This window comes from Halomonas qinghailakensis (assembly GCF_025820815.1).
Lineage (GTDB): Bacteria > Pseudomonadota > Gammaproteobacteria > Pseudomonadales > Halomonadaceae > Vreelandella > Vreelandella qaidamensis.
In genome coordinates, this window is sequence record NZ_CP096973.1 from 522,815 (window position 1) to 539,575 (window position 16,761).

Sequence of the window (16,761 nt, forward strand, 5' to 3'; positions counted from 1 at the left end):
GGAAATTTTGGATAATAAACCCCATGGACACCCCGCAGCCTAAAGAATCGCACACACTTAAAAAATCACACAAACTGCATAACGTCTGCTATGACATTCGTGGCCCAGTACTCGACCATGCCAAGCGCCTGGAAGAAGAAGGCCAACGGATTTTAAAGCTGAATATTGGCAACCCTGCACCGTTTGGCTTTGAAGCGCCGGAAGAAATCCTGCAAGACGTGATGCGCAACCTGCCCACTGCCCAGGGCTACTGTGATTCTAAAGGCTTGTACTCTGCGCGAAAGGCGATTATGCAAGAGTGCCAGCGTAAACAGATACCCAACGTCGGCATCGAAGATATCTATATCGGCAATGGTGTCTCTGAGTTAATTGTGATGGCTATGCAGGCGCTGCTCAACGATGGCGATGAGGTGCTTATCCCTGCGCCCGATTATCCGTTGTGGACCGCTGCAGCGCATTTATCTGGTGGTCACGGCGTTCACTATCTGTGCGATGAACAAGCTGACTGGGCGCCAGACATGGCAGATATTCGCGCAAAAGTTACCAGCCGCACCCGAGCCATTGTGATTATTAATCCTAATAATCCCACTGGCGCGGTTTACCCGCCAGAGGTAGTACGGGAAGTGCTGGAGATTGCCAAAGAGCATAACCTGGTGGTGTTCTCCGATGAAATCTACGACAAGATTCTTTATGACGGCGTAGAGCACACCGCCACTGGCGCATTAGCGGATGATGACCAGTTAGTCATCACTATGAATGGCCTATCGAAAAGCTACCGCTGTGCAGGCTTCCGCTCTGGCTGGATGACCATTTCCGGCACGTTAGCAAAGCAGCGCGCGCACGATTACATTCAAGGGCTAACCATGCTGGCTTCGATGCGCCTGTGTGCCAACGTGCCCGCCCAACATGCTATCCAAACCGCGCTGGGTGGCTACCAGTCAATTAACGACTTAATTCTTCCAGGCGGGCGGCTACTGGCTCAGCGGGATATCACGGTAGAAAAGCTCAACGCCATACCCGGGGTTTCCTGCGTGACACCTAAAGGCGCGCTTTATGCCTTTCCCCGCCTGGACCCGAAAGTGTTCAATATAAAAGATGACCAACAGCTAGTGCTGGACTTACTGCTCCAGGAGAAAATACTGCTGGTGCAGGGCACCGCGTTTAACTGGCCAGAACCGGATCACGTGCGCATCGTCACCTTACCGTGGGCAGACCAACTTGGTGATGCACTTGACCGTTTTGCCAATTTCTTGTCCCGTTATCGTCAATAAAACAGCCGTCGATAAAAACAGCCGCCAATAAAAACGGCGTCTTGAAACTGACGTTAACAGCACGTATCTAAACTGTCATTCCACTAACGCTTTTTTAATGACCTTTGAGGGAGAACCTGCACCATGATGCGAATTGTGCTGTTTTTAGCCACTAACTTAGCGGTGTTGCTGGTTGCCAGCTTAACGCTGCGCCTGTTTGGGGTGGAAAGTTACCTAAGCAGTCAGGGCATCAACTTTACTAGCCTGCTGATTTTCTGCTTTATCTTCGGCATGGTCGGCTCGCTGATATCGCTGTTTATTTCCAAGTGGATGGCAAAGCGTTCAACTGGCACCGTAATTATTGAAACACCGTCCAATTCAACTGAGCAGTGGCTGTTGGATACGGTGGCCGAACTTTCCCGCGAAGCGGGTATTAAAACGCCAGAAGTGGGTATTTTTCCGGCTCAGCAGTCCAATGCATTTGCCACCGGCTGGAATAAAAACGATGCATTAGTCGCTGTATCTGCTGGACTACTAAACCGTATGCGTCCTGAAGAAGTGCGCGCGGTGCTGGCCCACGAAATTGGCCACGTAGCCAACGGCGACATGGTGACACTGGCGCTGATACAAGGCGTTGTGAACACCTTTGTGATGTTCTTTGCCCGTGTAGTGGCACAGTTAGTTGACAACTTCTTAAAAAGCCGCAGCGACGGCGAAGGTGGCCTTGGTTTTATCGGTTACTTTGCCGTAGTGATCGTGGCAGAAATTGTCTTTGGTATTGTCGCTTCTGCAATCGTTGCTTGGTTCTCGCGCTATCGCGAATACCGTGCCGATGAAGCAGGTGCACGCTTGGCAGGCACCGGTGCAATGGTGAATGCGCTGGCACGCCTGAAAGCGGAAACTGAAATGCCTGACCAAATGCCTGACACGCTGCGCGCAATGGCTATTACCAAAGGCCAGACGCGCTCTCTGTTAGAGCAGCTATTTGCCAGCCACCCGCCGCTAGATGATCGCATTCGTGCTTTAAAAGAAGCGGCTTACCGTCAGTAACACATATTCGCCGCATAACCCACAAGGCCCGCAAATGCGGGCCTTGTGCTTTCTAAATCACCTCACTACCAATACCACCGCCACCGCACACCTATGCGCACTGGACTTGAAAACCAGCCGCTAGCAATGGCGCTTCCAGCACCGTTGCATCGTTTTCTAGCAACACGCGCAGCGTGGCAAACTCTCGACGCAGGGGATAGTTTGATCGACAATCATCAAAGCCCTTTTTGATTCCCTGATGAAACACGTGCCGCTGCAGCATATCGTGGTCACGGCGCACATCGTATACCGCTCGCACACAAAGCCGCAGCGCATCTTCTACTGGCAAAGCCTGCTGCAACGTTAGCTCAGCAAGCGCTGGTAGCGGGCAAAGTTCACTAAAACGTAACGGACTGGGCTGACCTATATGCTCAGCGAACGCTTGTTGAATCATCCACGTTCCGCGCAATTTGCCATCAAGGCTATGCCCTGCAATATGGGGGGTCGCCAACGCGACTAAATCACGCAACCCAGCATCTATCTCCGGCTCATCTTCCCAAACATCGAGAATAGCCGTGATATCACCTTTACCCGCCAAACGACTACGTAGCGCTAAGCCGTCAATACAGTCTCCGCGTCCAGCGTTCAGCAACACAGCCCCTGGGGCTAGGTCGTTAATGCGCTCGGCGTTAAGCAGCTGATAGGTAGTATGGGGACCATCTTTTACTAGTGGCGTATGCAGACATAGCACATCACAGCGCTCGATTAGAGTATCAAGTGAGAAAAACTCGCCCAGCGCACCTGTTGCTTCTTCCTTCGGTGGATCACACACTAAAGTAGCCACACCCAGTGCTTGTAAGCGCTGCTGTAGGCGCCCACCTACATTGCCAGCACCCACAATCCCCACCGTGCGCGTCAGCAACGACCACCCTTCACGTTCACTCACCAGCAACAGGCTGCTAAGCACATAATCCACCACGGCATCGGCATTGCAGCCAGGAGCGCTAGCAAAACCAATACCACGCTCGTTTAATAGCGCATGGTCGATATGGTCAGTGCCAATGGTGCAGGTACCCACGAAACGAACAGGGCTTTTTGCCAGCAGCACCTGATTTACCTGAGTAATCGAGCGTACGATCAGCGCGTCGGCATCGGCTACATCGACAGGACGAATCTCACGCCCAGACAGACGCTGCAGTGTGCCAAACGGTTCAAAACACTGATCAGCAGCGGGGATATTCGCATCGATAACAAGTTTCATAGGCGTTTTCGTATCCGGGCTTTACAATACGCCCGCAACGGCTTGCTGTGCAGGCGTGATCAATAAGCAGTTAAGGAGATGGGTGTGATCGTACGCTGGGAAACCGACCATGACTATGTGTTGGTTCATATTCACCAGGATATGTTTGGCGACTGGATTTTCAGCCGCGCCTGGGGGCAAATCGGCACCCAGTTTGGCGGACTAAAGCACCAGTTGGCAGATACTCTGGAACAAGCGCAAATGTGGATGGAAGATGAGGCCACTATCCAGACCTCGCGAGGATTTCGCAAGGTGCTAGAAGCAGCCGATCATACGCCTGAAGGACAGGAAGCTATGCGGCAGCTGTCACTACTTGATGCACTGTAATGCACGCTTCCTGCCTGAGCCATTACGTTTAACCTAAATAACGCCGCCCGCTGCGCTGGTGCGCCCCAATGGGTGGCGCACTTTCGGGCGGGGTGGTGAGCGCTGCAAGAGACGCCTCGTCCAGCCAACCGCGCGCTTGTAACCATGCGCTCAGTCGTTCGATATCAAAGCCTCTGTCCAGCTCTTCTCCGTTACCATCCATCAAGACCGGAATGCGTACGCCATAACGTTTTACCAGGGCGTCGTCGTCGCTAATTTCGATGCGATGAAGCGACACTTCTTGGTTAGCCATTGTCACCAGCAGTGATTCTAGCTGGACGCATAAGTGGCAGCCTAAAGTTGTGTAAATCGATAGCTGAATCATAACCGGTGCGTTATTTCTCTCTACTGTTTATGCCGTAATACAAACACATGGTGCAGGTTGGTTCGACGCTGAAAATCCGGGTCAAAGGTGCGCGACGTTATGTCCTCCACTGCGTAACGCTCACTGAGTTCTTCGGCCAGCTTAAAACGCCGTTGGTTGTTTGAGAAGACTAAAGTACCGCCCGGCGCTAGGCGCGCCATGGCAAGCTCCACTAACCGAGGATGGTCACGCTGCACGTCTAGGGTGTCGCGCATTTTCTTGGAGTTAGAGAACGTCGGCGGGTCCATAAAGATCAGGTCAAATTCGGCATTCGCAGCTTCAAGCCAGCGGAAACAGTCATCCCGCACCACGCGATGCAGCCTCGGGTCGAGTTTATTCAACGCAAAGTTATCTTTCGCCCACTCAAGGTAGGTATTGGACATATCGACGCTGACGCTGTCGCTTGCCCCCCCTAAGGCTGCCTGCACAGTGGCTGTGGCGGTATAGCAAAATAGATTCAAGAAGCGCTTACCGCTAGCCATCTCGTTAAGCATGCGACGTACGGGACGATGATCCAAAAATAAGCCGGTGTCTAAGTAATCACGCAGGTTTACCCATAGCCGCGCATCGCCTTCGCGCACTTCAAATCGTTCGCCGCTGGCATCGCGCTTTTGGTACTGAGCAGTGCCAGTTTGGCGCTCACGACGCTTGATATAAATCTTACTTGGGTCAACGTCGAGGGCCTCAGGCATCACTTCCAAGGCGTCAAACAGGCGCTTTTGAGCCTGAGCAGGGTTAATGGAACTAGGCGCTGCGTACTCTTGAACGTGCACTCTGTCACCATAACGGTCGACGGCCAGCGCATACTCCGGCATATCGGCATCATAAACGCGATAGCAGGTCTCACCGCTCTTCTTTAGCCATTTTTTCAGACGTTTTTGATTTTTCGCCAAACGATTGGCAAACATCTGGGCATTTTCCGACACCGCAGGCTTGGCACTGGCGGTTACTGCCGACACCATTTCACCGCTGTCTGAAGCAGATGAGGCGCTTTCACTGTCTGCCTGGCTGGCCGAGCTTGCTGTGTGATGGGCAATCTCCATCAGTAGCAGTTTGGCATCCAGCGCACCGTTTTTCAGCGCATACTGCTTATGAGCCCGTAGCCCCAGGCGATGGCCCAAATCGGGATTGCCGGTAAAAAGCGCCAACGTCCAGCCAGGAAACAGTGCTTTTGCCTTTTCACCCAGCTGGGCATACAAACGCACCAGCTCAGGCAATTCGCCTAAGCGCTCGCCATAAGGCGGGTTAGTAATTAATAACCCACGTTCAGCAGTAATAGTCTCTGGCCTAGTTAGCTGGCTAAGGCTCTGCCCATGCAAGGTAATTAGCGCAGGAATGCCAGCACGCATGGCGTTGGCTTTTGCCGCCGTCAGTGCCGCCGGGCTCTGATCAAAGCCCACTAGCGCCGTTTTACAGCGTTTACGGCCTATCGAAGCCCGCGCCTCGGCTTCGCGCTTTAGCTCTTTCCACACTGGCTCTTCGTGCCCTGCCCAGCCTTGAAAACCGAAGCGCTCCCGATTGAGATTGGGCGCTTGATCAGCGGCCATTAGCGCCGCTTCGATCAATAGTGTGCCTGCGCCACAAAGTGGGTCTAACAGCGGCTCACCGGCTTTTGCGCGCTCAGGCCAGCCAGCACGTACTAGCAATGCCGCTGCCAAGTTCTCTTTCAGCGGCGCATGGCCCACATCGCGGCGGTAGCCACGACGGTGCAAACTTTCGCCTGAAAGATCAATTCCCAGGCTTAAATTAGCACGGTGTAGGTGGGCATAGATGCGCAAATCGGGCGTTTTGGTATCAACATTGGGACGCTCCTGACCTGCTAACTGTAGCGAATCAACAACGCCATCTTTCACCGTTTGGGCACCAAAGCGGGTATGGCGAATGTGATCGCTACGACCATGGAAATCGACTGCCAGCGTTTTGCCTGGCGTTAAATGCTGTGTCCAGGGCAGTCGGGCAACCACGTCACGTACCTGCTCGGCAGTATCGATCATCGACTCCCGAGCCAACAGCAAAATAATGCGGTTAGCTAACCGTGACCACAGGCATATGCGATAGGCGGTTTCTAGATTAGCGGAAAAATAAACGCCCGCCACGGTCGTTTTACCTGGCTCGGCTCCTAGCGCTGACAGCTCATCAGCTAAAAGGCTTTCAATGCCTTTAGGACAGGTGGCAAGGAGGTTTAAAGGGGCAGTTTGGCTCGACTCGGTCATGTTTATCGCCGCGCGTAAGAGCGCGATATTCCTATATATGGCAAATGAGTTTACGTCTTATGACAATTTGATGGTCGACAAGTGACCCCATAATGAGCTAACAATAGGAGTGTAGCTACTGAAAAACGCATGCGTTGTTTGTCAGGGGTCTATTAGCAAACTTGCTTTCAAGATCTCTAGCTTGTCGAGTCTGCCGCTTTGCCCGTTCAGCACGTGAGTGCTAGGCACTAGCGTTGAGTGGCGGCTTGCTGAAGTTATCTATCGAAATAGCGCTGATGCAAAGACGACATTTTTGCCCAGTTTGCTTTTCTTATCAAAGGCTTTCGTGAAAAGAGGTTAGCCAATGAAACGACAAAAACGTGATCGCTTCCAACGGGCTTATGTTCACGGCTATAAAGCGGGCATTACGGGTCGCTCCCGAGATGACTGCCCCAGTCAAGATGTTAATTTACGCGAGTATTGGATGAGTGGTTGGCGTGAAGGTCGCGGTGATCAGTGGGATGGGATGACCGGCGTCTCCGGTATCCATAAAAACCCCTTGGTAATGACCTAGTTATTTTACCTTTCAAACATGACATTCGGAGTACGGAGCCCGCTGACAAGCGGGCTTTTTTATTGCCATCGCGCCCCTTGCGAGCACTGGCTGACCTACCACCTTAACGATGCTGCTTAAGCGCCAAGGCGCACGTTTTTACTAACCCAGGCCCTTGGTAGATCAACCCCGAGTAGAGCTGCACCAGATCTGCACCAGCAGCAATTTTTGCAGCGGCGGTCTCACCACTATCAATCCCTCCGACACCTATAATAGGTAACGTTGGCAGCTGTGCACGCAGCAGACGAATGACCGTATTTGACGCTTCAAAAACGGGTTTTCCAGACAATCCACCTGCCTCTTCTGCCTGTGGATCACCTTTTACCGCCTCGCGAGATATCGTTGTATTGGTCGCAATCACACCATCCAACCCGTTACGCGCGATACTACCCGCCACCAACGCCACCTCTTCTTCGCTCATATCTGGGGCGATTTTAACCAGTAGCGGCACCTTGCGGCCTAACGCATCATCCAGCGCTTGGCTGCGCGAACGAATAGGACCTAGCAGTGCATCCAGCTGCTCACCGAACTGCAACGTTCGCAGCCCTGGTGTGTTAGGCGAGGAAATATTCACTGCAATATAATCAGCCCAGCACCACATCTAAGCAAAGCAGCCCTTGGTAGATCAACCCCGAGTAGAGCTGCACCAGATCTGCACCAGCAGCAATTTTTGCAGCGGCGGTCTCACCACTATCAATCCCTCCGACACCTATAATAGGTAACGTTGGCAGCTGTGCACGCAGCAGACGAATGACCGTATTTGACGCTTCAAAAACGGGTTTTCCAGACAATCCACCTGCCTCTTCTGCCTGTGGATCACCTTTTACCGCCTCGCGAGATATCGTTGTATTGGTCGCAATCACACCATCCAACCCGTTACGCGCGATACTACCCGCCACCAACGCCACCTCTTCTTCGCTCATATCTGGGGCGATTTTAACCAGTAGCGGCACCTTGCGGCCTAACGCATCATCCAGCGCTTGGCTGCGCGAACGAATAGGACCTAGCAGTGCATCCAGCTGCTCACCGAACTGCAACGTTCGCAGCCCTGGTGTGTTAGGCGAGGAAATATTCACTGCAATATAATCAGCCACACCGTGCACCACATCTAAGCAAAGCAGGTAATCATCAAGCGCGTTTTCCACAGAGGTGGCTAAGTTTTTACCAATATTAATGCCCACCACGCCCTTGTAGTGGCGCTTTTTCACCTGGGCGACAAGGTGCTCAACCCCTTTGTTATTGAACCCAAAGCGGTTGATGATCGCCTCGTGACCTGCAAGCCGGAACAGGCGCGGTTTTGGGTTTCCTGGCTGCGCTTTGGGGGTAACGGTACCTACTTCTACAAACCCAAAGCCCAACGCGCCCAACGCATCCAAATGATCGGCGTTTTTATCTAGCCCTGCGGCTAACCCTACCCGATTACTAAAACGCAGCCCCATTAGCTCAACAGGGTCACTCACAGGCTCACCATATACCCGCTGCACACCGCCAACCCGATGCAGAGTATCTAACGCACCCAGCGCCAACCCATGAGATGTTTCAGGGTCGAGTCGAAATAGCAGCGAACGGGCGAAGTTATACATCAGCGAGGTTCTCCAGAGCAGTGGGCATGAAGCAGGCGAACGAGCACGCTACTTGTGAACAAATAGACAGCATAGCGCGCGGCGCGCAGAGTATAGCGTAAATCAAGTTATCTTCGCAGCGTTGAGCAGCGAGAAAGGCGATGCAGTGGAAAAGCGGTCTCAAGAGCGGTCTCAAGAACAGTCACAAAAAACCGCGCCCTGATTAGGGGCGCGGTAGGTGGTGTTACTCATCGAGCAAGTGGATAGTGAGCTTGTGACTTACGCTTCGCTATCACTTTCAGCAAGATCGACCAATTCACGCACGGCAACGGCAAATAGTGCAAAGCCAACTTCACTACCACCGCGCACTTCATCAATCAAACGACACCAACGACGGTGTAGCTCTGCGTGCTGTTCAAGCCACTGGGCGACCCGCTCTTGGGTGTCGCGGCTACCCGCTTCCAACTTCAAGACACTGGTGGTTAGGGCCAGCTGCTGACGGTCAATGTCATCACGGAAGGTTTCTCGCGCTTGTGCCTGCCATGCATCGCGCACTTCAAGCTGGGTCACCTGCTGGATCATCCAGGGTAGCTCTAGACGACTACCGATTTCATAGAATACTTCAGCCACACGCTGAGGCTTCTCATTGGCAACCCGCGCTGCGTGAATAATTCCCAAACCTGCGTAGAGACTGGGCGCCGCAGCTACGGTAGAGGCCAGCGCTTCCGGCACCCCGGCCTCTAGCAGCTCGTCACACCGCTTACGCCATGCAGACTGCTCTTCTCCGCTAAGCAGTTCACCAATACCTTCTTGCAGTTGAGCAAGACGAGGACCGAAATACTCAATTGTATCTTGAGTGGACAGCCCCAAATGCTGACGCAGGAACCAGCGCGTTGCACGGCGAATCATGCGCATTAGGTCAAGCATCATCGAGTACTGAACACGGTTCGGCACTTGGTTATCCAGCGCCTCGATTTGCTCCCACAGAGACGTGAGGTTAAACGCATCTCGCGCGACCACATAAGCGCGAGCAATATCAGCACGCCCTGCGCCAGTTGAGTCCATTAGGCGACGAACAAATACAATGCCCATATGATCGACTAAGTCGTTGGCTACCTGAGTAGCCACTATTTCACGCTTTAGGCGGTGGTCATACATTTCTGTCTGATAGCGCTGCGTCAATACGTCAGGGAACAAGCGCTCTAGGTGACGGTGAATGTAGAGATCATCTGGCACCTCAGAGTTGATCAGATCGCCTTTAAGAGTGCTCTTAGCGTAAGAAATCAGCACCGCGAGTTCAGGCAACCGCATGCCTTGGTCGTGACTGGCACGCTCTTTAAGCACGTCATCGGCAGGCAAAAATTCTAGTTCACGATCAATTTGGCCGGCTGACTCAAGCTCACTAATAAAGCGACGGTATGGCCCCATGCCTTGGTGAGACAGTATTTCTGACAGATCCAGCGCTTGGGTTTGACGATAGTTATCGAGAATTACCAGGTTGGCGACTTCTTCGGTCATATCGGCTAACAGCTGATTACGCTGCTTGTCGGTCATATCGCCACGTTTAACCACTTCATCGATCAATATCTTGATATTGACCTCATGGTCAGAACAGTTAACGCCACCGGCATTATCGATAAAGTCAGTATAAACGCGCACCCCTTTTGCAGCCGCTTCCATACGACCACGCTGGGTCAAGCCCAAGTTGCCGCCCTCACCAACAACGCGGCAGTTCAACTCGGCGCCATTAATGCGCAGCGCGTCATTGGCTTTGTCACCTACGTCTGCGTCGGTTTCATCGGAGCTCTTCACATAGGTACCGATACCACCATTCCACAACAGATCGACCTTAGCCATCAGCATGGCACGGATCAGGTCATTGGGTGAAAGGCGCGTCTCTTCGATACCAAACACCTGCTGCATTTCCGGAGATATTGGAATGGATTTAGCACTGCGGCTAAAGACACCGCCACCCTGGGAGATCAGTTCAGCACTGTAGTCTTCCCAGCTGGAGCGAGGGAGGTTAAACATACGCTTACGCTCAGCGAAGGCAGCTTCTGCGTCAGGGTTTGGATCGACAAAAATATGCAGATGGTTGAATGCGCCTACTAGCTGGATTTTGTCCGACAACAACATACCGTTGCCGAAAACGTCGCCAGCCATATCGCCAATGCCAACCACAGTGAACAGATCTTGCTGGGTGTTTACGTCGAGATTTTTGAAATGACGCTTGACGGACTCCCAGGCACCACGCGCGGTAATCGCCATTTTCTTGTGGTCGTAACCGTTAGCACCGCCAGAGGCAAAAGCATCACCGAGCCAGTGGCCATACTCTATGGATATCTCGTTTGCGATGTCCGAGAAAGTTGCGGTCCCTTTATCGGCAGCTACCACGAGGTAGCTATCGTCGCCATCATGGCGCACCACATTTTGCGGTGGCACAACCTCTCCACCCACCAGGTTGTCAGTGACATCCAGCAGTGCGCGAATAAAGATTTTGTAACAAGCGATGCCTTCTTTCTGTTGGGTTTCACGATCAGCATTTTCTGGCATGCGTTTGCATACGAAGCCGCCTTTAGCACCCACCGGCACGATGACTGCGTTTTTCACCTGCTGGGCTTTCACTAGGCCTAGCACTTCGGTGCGGAAGTCTTCGTGACGATCTGACCAACGTAAGCCACCGCGAGCTACTTTGCCACCACGCAGGTGGACACCTTCTACACGTGGCGAGCAAACAAAGATCTCAAACGCCGGGCGAGGCTTGGGCATGCCGGTGACTTTCGACGGCTCCAATTTATAGGCGATGTAATCTTTGAAACGACCGCCATCAGCTTTCTGGTAATAGTTAGTGCGCAAGGTCGCTTGAATAAGCTCCATAAAACGGCGCAGCAACTGATCGTCGTTTAGGCTAGCAACACCTTCTAGGTGCTCGTTTAAGCGCGCAAGGCAGTCATCTAAACTGCTTGGCTGACGCGCGGGATCGAAACGTAGCCGGAAAAGCTCAACGAGCGCTTGGGTAATAGCCGGGTAACTAGCCAAAGTGGCTGCGATATAGTCCTGCGACATACCAAAGCGAATTTGCTTAAGGTAACGGGCGTAACCGCGCAGCATGGCCACTTCGCGCCAATCAAGACCAGCACCAATAATCAGACGGTTAAAGGCGTCGTTATCGGCCTCTCCTGCCCATATTCGCTTAAATGCTTCGCTGAAGGTGTCACGCATTTCGCTTAAATTCACACCTTCACGACTATGCTCTAGCTCGAAATCATGAATCCAGTAACGTTGCTGCGGGGCATTAATGTCGTAGGGACGTTCACCAATAACGCGCAGTCCCAAGTTTTCCATCATTGGTAGCACGTCAGACAGCGGAATCTGTGTTTCACGATGGAAAAGCTTAAGGTTCATGCCACCTGCTTGCTCTTCCAGGGGGCGATAAAGCGACAGCGAGAGGTCATCACCACTATCTAGGGTCAGTAAATGCTGAACATCAAACACCGCGGTGCGAGCATTGAAATCTTCTCGATAACTGGCCGAGAAGGCATCATGGAAATGGTCCATTTGGTGATTAGCGCGCTCTTCACCAAAGCCTTCTATCATTGCTTCTTGAAGCTCATCGCGCCAGCTGCGCGCCAAACGTGCCACTTTGCTCTCTAAGCGCTTAAGATCGTATTGGCTTGGCCCTTCCCCATTAAAGCGCAGAATAAGCTGAATACGAGCTAGCACCGACTCTGACAAGTAGGTATTGAAATCACCAAAGCGAGCGTCTAACTCATCACACAGCATTGCTTGTATACGCTGACGCAGGTCAGTAGAGAAAACGTCTCTTGGTACAAATACTAAGCAAGAGTAAAACTTACCGCTGACGTCCGCGCGAATAAATAAGCGCACCTGGCGGCGTTCACGAATATTGAGGATACCAAGCGCAGTGCTGGCCAAGGATTCCGTGCTGATCTGGAACAGGTCATCACGAGGATACACTTCCAACACTTGCAGCAGCTGTTTGCCGTTGTGCCCCTGAGGGTTAAATCCAGCAATATCCATCACGGCTTTTAACTTGCGACGCAGCAGCGGAATATTACGTGGCGATTCGTTATAAACCGTGGCAGTGAACAAGCCAAAGAAGCGCCGCTCGCCAATCACATTGCCGTCATCGTCATAGCGGTCGACGGTAATGTAATCAGGATACGTGGGGCGATGCACCCGGGAGTGATGCGCGCTTTTAGCAAACGACAGTAGCTGAGGCACTAGCACGTAATCGTCATTCTCACCAATGCCTTCTTCAGTGCGGATACGCTCACGGTAGCGTGGCTGGTCAAGGCGGAAAACACCTAACACACTGTTGGGGTCACGCTGCAGCTCTTTGCCTTCTAGCAGATACTCGTCATAACCCAGGAAGGTAAAGTTGTCTTTAAGTAACCACTCTAAAAACGCAATAGCTTCTTCATGATCATCAGGGTCAATTTGCGGCGGACAGTTTTTCTCTAGCTCTTGAATAGCCTCAGTAATTTGTCCACACATGCCATCAAAGTCACTAACCGCCGTTCTCACATCACGCAATACTTCGTGAAGGTTATGCTCGATCTTGGTCAATGACTCAGCATCAGAATGGCGATCAACTTCAATGACCATCAATGATTCGCGCGCTTCAGGCGCGTTTTCATCTCTTGGTGAAGCGAGTTTTTTGAGCTGGTGCTGATCATCACGAGCGACAGCGAAGACGGCATTTTGAATAGCGTGAACCGTTAGGCCACGACGATTGAGTTCGATTCGAACCGAATCAACCAGAAATGGCATGTCTTCGTGTAAAACAGCAACAAAGGTGTGAGTTGACTGCCAGCCATGCTCTTCAAAGTCAGGGTTAAAGATGCGTACTTTGGGACTTTTTAAGTCATGGTGCTGCAGAAACTGCCAAATCGATAGTGTGGCCCCATACAGGTCGTCTAAGCGTCGATCTACCAAATCTTCCACGGGAACGGTGGCATAAAAATGGCGAGCAAACGCTTCAATCTCTGCTGAGCGCTCCGGCTCCAGTCGCGCATCCAATCGCTCTTGTAGCTGCTTTAAAAGGTCTCGCCGACTCTCTTCGATCGCAACGTAATGCATCCATCACCTCGACTGCCTGGGGCCACTATTTAGGCCAAAAAACGAAGGACAATAGGCCTTTAGGCCAAACTATCCATTAGCTTACGCTACCGATGCTCGTCCCCCTAACCATCTGACAGGTTATTCATGGTGTATGCCGCTTGTGCATCATAAGTACTATTGACAAGCTTTTATTACCCACTGTTTTTGCGCGTGAGTAATACACCGCATTCACAATGTTCTGTGAACGGAAACTGATCAAATAACGCAAACCGTTCAATATAGTGTGTTTTAGTCAGTATGGTTAAGTTTTCAGCAAGCGTCGCTGGATTGCATGAAATATAGACGATTTGGGCGTATTCGCTGATTTGATGACAACTTTCCGCGTCCAGCCCCGCTCTTGGTGGGTCGACTAGTACGGTTGAAAACTCATACGCATCCAACGCCATCTCCGTCACTCGGCGGCCTGTTTTCTCGCCTTTTAGCGCCAGCGCGAACTCCTCAGCGGACATTCTTGCCACCTGGGCATTGGTCACGCCGTTAGCCTCTAGATTGACGTTAGCACTGGCTACCGAGGTGCGGGAAATTTCCGTTGCCAGTACGCGTCGGAAGTTCTCTGCTAACGCAATGGTAAAATTACCGTTACCACAGTAAAGCTCCACCAGGTCTTCATCTTGTCGTCCGGCGGTGGCCTCTCTCGCCCAGCTAAGCATGGTCTGGCAGATATGCGCGTTTGGCTGAGTAAAGCTGTTTTCGACCTGCTGGTAAACCAGCTCGCGGCCATCAACGGTTAAGCGTTCCCACACGTGATCACGGGTTAGCACTAGGCGCTGTTTGCGAGAACGACCAATAATCATGATGCCAAGCGCTTCTTCCAGTGCGCGGGCCTCAGCTTCCCAGGTATCACTTAGTGGGCGATGGTAAATCAGCGTGACCAACGCCTCACCAGACAATGTGGTTAAAAACTCAACCTGAAATAAGCGGCGGCGAAGTTCATCGCTGGCAAGAAACGCTTCTCGCAGACGCGGCATCAGCGCATTGATATGCTCACTGGCGACAGGAAACTGATCCAAGCGCACAACCCGCTTACTTTTGGGATTGTCCGGATCGACCTCAAACATAGCGTAAAAAAGGTCATCATCTTCATGCCAGATGCGAAACTCACAGCGCTGCCGGTAGTGACTGGGCGGCGAAGGGTAAACTTCAAGCGTAGGTGTGGTGAACGCCGCAAAGGTCTTCTCCACGTAGGCTTGCTTTTCAGCAAGCTGTTCAGCATAACGTTCGGGTTCTACAGTGGGGATCGCCAAGGTGGCTCCTCTTTGAAGTCAATAACATGAATAAAAATAAACAATCTAACAGGGTGACTACACTACATTAGGAATTGTTAATCGTTGTGGCGCTTGAAAGCCAAAGCGTGCCAGTCCGTTAGTAAGCTGCTCTGCTGGCGCTGTTGTAAAGCAACGCCCATCGTGGGTGTGGTTATCTAAAATAGTTGCCACTTGGCCTACTCGACGGGCAATGGCGTCGCCAGAGTCTACCCACACCAGCGGTACCGGCGACAGGCTAATTAACTTGGGCTTCAACAACGGGAAATGAGTGCAGCCCAGCACCACAGTATCGAGCGCTGGGTTAGCCTGGGTAGCTTGCCATAAAGGCATCAGTGCTTGGTTTAATCGCTGCTCATTTATCGGCGCCTCTGATAGCCACGCTTCTGCTTCCGTAACCAGCGCATCTGCCGCCACCTTAGTGACTAAGCAGTCACTTGCGAAGCTGTTAATCAACGCCTGAGTATACGGCCTGTTGACGGTCGCCGTTGTGGCGAGCAACCCGATATGACGCGTTTGACTACTTAGCGCAGCAGGCTTGATCGCAGGCACCGTACCAACAACCGGAATATCCAGCGTTTTTCGCAACCCCTCTAACGCCAACGTACTGGCAGTATTACAAGCAACCACCAAGACACTTGCCTGGCAGGCGTCTACCGCTGCTTTGCACACCGCCACAATACGTTTAGAAAGCGTCACATCATCGCGAAGACCGTAAGGCAGCCAAGCGTTATCACAGGCATAACACATTGCTAAATGGGGGTAGTGTCGGCGAAGCGCCTGAGCAACGGAAAGCCCGCCCACACCTGAATCAAACAGCAGTACAGGCCCCAACATCACTGTTTACCCATTTCATATGCTATAGGCACGTCTAACCTCTCAAACCGCCAATAAAAACGGGGCGCTAGTTTAGCATGCCCCGTTCCACTTTGACTGTTTGCCTTACACGCTATAACGATGGCACTTCAGCACCCCGTAATTCGGCATATAGCTCTGGGTAGGCTTGCTGTAAGCGCTCTAATTCCTTTTCGGCACCCTCGGGCAATGCTTGACGCAATTCTTCCATATCCTCTTCGCTAAAATGTTTGTCAATCAGAGGGAACAGCCCCTCTCTTTCATGACGGAGGTAGGCACGGTGTGCATCAAGATACGCTTTCAACGCCTCAGCAAAGCGATCCATTGGCAACACGTTATCCATTAAGATCATGTCGATATCATCGGATAAGCGGGAAAGGCGCGGCTTTAATTTACGATAGTCGCTGGCCATTTGCTCCATCAATGGAAGGTGTTCTGGCGCTTGCTCCTGCAGGCGCTCGACGCAAATTTTTTCCAGCGGTGACGCAAAGCCATCCATATAGGACAAAATGTAGTCCACTACTTCCCGCATCAGCTGAAAATCGGGACGCTCACCGCTCGCTAGCGTTTTGTGTTTAAGCTGTAACACATGGAGCATTCGCGCCATGTTGGCATGATCTAGACGCAGTTGGTTTAACATCTTGCCGTCTCCTTTGTAAGTGCCTTACCTTTCGCCCATACCTTACCAACGCTTAGGCACGTGAGCATGAGCTGGGTTCAACTACACTGGTGTTAATCTTTACCATGCGCCCTTTGCCATCACCAAGGCAAGCAGACGATTATCAATCGGTTATGCCCAAAGGTAGCCTGACGTTACATTATT

12 protein-coding genes and 1 pseudogene are annotated in these 16,761 nt (G+C 52.0%); 4 read left to right on the forward strand and 9 right to left on the reverse strand.

Annotated elements, in window-relative coordinates; genetic code table 11:
- The first annotated feature begins 23 nt into the window (after positions 1-23).
- The gene (locus M0220_RS02465; protein ID WP_030070188.1) at positions 24-1,271 is read left to right on the forward strand and encodes a pyridoxal phosphate-dependent aminotransferase; all 1,248 of its coding nucleotides are present in this window, start codon (positions 24-26) and stop codon (positions 1,269-1,271) included.
- A gap of 123 nt (positions 1,272-1,394) precedes the next feature.
- On the forward strand, positions 1,395-2,300 hold the full coding sequence (gene htpX, locus M0220_RS02470) for a protease HtpX (protein WP_009722583.1): 906 nt from the start codon (positions 1,395-1,397) through the stop codon (positions 2,298-2,300).
- A gap of 91 nt (positions 2,301-2,391) precedes the next feature.
- Here htpX and pdxB read toward each other — a convergent pair whose 3' ends face one another.
- Complete coding sequence (gene pdxB, locus M0220_RS02475) at positions 2,392-3,540, reverse strand: 4-phosphoerythronate dehydrogenase PdxB (protein WP_264018583.1); 1,149 nt, start codon at positions 3,538-3,540, stop codon at positions 2,392-2,394.
- An 84-nt stretch (positions 3,541-3,624) separates the two neighbouring features.
- On the opposite strand from pdxB, the gene M0220_RS02480 reads away from it, so the two are divergent.
- The gene (locus M0220_RS02480; protein ID WP_030070186.1) at positions 3,625-3,906 is read left to right on the forward strand and encodes a WGR domain-containing protein; all 282 of its coding nucleotides are present in this window, start codon (positions 3,625-3,627) and stop codon (positions 3,904-3,906) included.
- 28 nt (positions 3,907-3,934) lie between these two features.
- On the opposite strand, the gene M0220_RS02485 is transcribed toward M0220_RS02480, so the two are convergent.
- Both M0220_RS02485 and rlmKL read right to left on the reverse strand, forming a co-directional pair.
- The gene (locus tag M0220_RS02485) at positions 3,935-4,270 is read right to left on the reverse strand and encodes a glutaredoxin family protein (protein ID WP_264018584.1); all 336 of its coding nucleotides are present in this window, start codon (positions 4,268-4,270) and stop codon (positions 3,935-3,937) included.
- 20 nt (positions 4,271-4,290) lie between these two features.
- On the reverse strand, positions 4,291-6,522 hold the full coding sequence (gene rlmKL / locus M0220_RS02490) for a bifunctional 23S rRNA (guanine(2069)-N(7))-methyltransferase RlmK/23S rRNA (guanine(2445)-N(2))-methyltransferase RlmL (protein ID WP_264018585.1): 2,232 nt from the start codon (positions 6,520-6,522) through the stop codon (positions 4,291-4,293).
- 343 nt (positions 6,523-6,865) lie between these two features.
- Here rlmKL and rmf point away from each other — a divergent pair, with 343 nt between their 5' ends.
- On the forward strand, positions 6,866-7,075 hold the full coding sequence (rmf, locus tag M0220_RS02495) for a ribosome modulation factor (RefSeq protein ID WP_030070183.1): 210 nt from the start codon (positions 6,866-6,868) through the stop codon (positions 7,073-7,075).
- 103 nt (positions 7,076-7,178) lie between these two features.
- Here the strand turns inward: rmf and M0220_RS02500 are convergent.
- The 6 genes and pseudogenes from M0220_RS02500 to M0220_RS02525 all read right to left on the reverse strand — a co-directional run.
- Positions 7,179-7,703, reverse strand: a pseudogene (locus M0220_RS02500) (quinone-dependent dihydroorotate dehydrogenase); the annotation flags it as partial.
- Positions 7,699-8,697, reverse strand: a complete 999-nt coding sequence (locus tag M0220_RS02505) for a quinone-dependent dihydroorotate dehydrogenase (protein WP_264018586.1) — start codon at positions 8,695-8,697, stop codon at positions 7,699-7,701. The pseudogene M0220_RS02500 and the gene M0220_RS02505, both read right to left, overlap by 5 nt.
- Positions 8,698-8,955: 258 nt before the next feature.
- Entirely contained in the window at positions 8,956-13,779 is a 4,824-nt protein-coding gene (locus tag M0220_RS02510) for an NAD-glutamate dehydrogenase (RefSeq protein ID WP_264018587.1), read from the reverse strand.
- A gap of 173 nt (positions 13,780-13,952) precedes the next feature.
- The gene (gene trmA / locus M0220_RS02515; RefSeq protein ID WP_264018588.1) at positions 13,953-15,065 is read right to left on the reverse strand and encodes a tRNA (uridine(54)-C5)-methyltransferase TrmA; all 1,113 of its coding nucleotides are present in this window, start codon (positions 15,063-15,065) and stop codon (positions 13,953-13,955) included.
- Between the two features lie 57 nt (positions 15,066-15,122).
- Complete coding sequence (murI, locus tag M0220_RS02520; protein WP_030070179.1) at positions 15,123-15,920, reverse strand: glutamate racemase; 798 nt, start codon at positions 15,918-15,920, stop codon at positions 15,123-15,125.
- A 112-nt stretch (positions 15,921-16,032) separates the two neighbouring features.
- A complete protein-coding gene (locus M0220_RS02525) occupies positions 16,033-16,578 on the reverse strand; it encodes a hemerythrin domain-containing protein (protein ID WP_030070178.1) in 546 nt (181 codons plus the stop codon).
- Positions 16,579-16,761 lie beyond the last annotated feature (183 nt).

Excerpts from the sequence above, each read along its gene's own strand:
- M0220_RS02465 (WP_030070188.1), top strand. The coding sequence starts at position 24 with ATGGACACCCCGCAGCCTAAAGAATCGCACACACTTAAAAAATCACAC.
- htpX (WP_009722583.1), top strand. The coding sequence starts at position 1,395 with ATGATGCGAATTGTGCTGTTTTTAGCCACTAACTTAGCGGTGTTGCTG.
- pdxB (WP_264018583.1), bottom strand. The coding sequence starts at position 3,540 with ATGAAACTTGTTATCGATGCGAATATCCCCGCTGCTGATCAGTGTTTT.
- M0220_RS02485 (WP_264018584.1), bottom strand. The coding sequence starts at position 4,270 with ATGATTCAGCTATCGATTTACACAACTTTAGGCTGCCACTTATGCGTC.
- rlmKL (WP_264018585.1), bottom strand. The coding sequence starts at position 6,522 with ATGACCGAGTCGAGCCAAACTGCCCCTTTAAACCTCCTTGCCACCTGT.
- rmf (WP_030070183.1), top strand. The coding sequence starts at position 6,866 with ATGAAACGACAAAAACGTGATCGCTTCCAACGGGCTTATGTTCACGGC.
- M0220_RS02505 (WP_264018586.1), bottom strand. The coding sequence starts at position 8,697 with ATGTATAACTTCGCCCGTTCGCTGCTATTTCGACTCGACCCTGAAACA.
- M0220_RS02510 (WP_264018587.1), bottom strand. The coding sequence starts at position 13,779 with ATGCATTACGTTGCGATCGAAGAGAGTCGGCGAGACCTTTTAAAGCAG.
- murI (WP_030070179.1), bottom strand. The coding sequence starts at position 15,920 with ATGTTGGGGCCTGTACTGCTGTTTGATTCAGGTGTGGGCGGGCTTTCC.
- M0220_RS02525 (WP_030070178.1), bottom strand. The coding sequence starts at position 16,578 with ATGTTAAACCAACTGCGTCTAGATCATGCCAACATGGCGCGAATGCTC.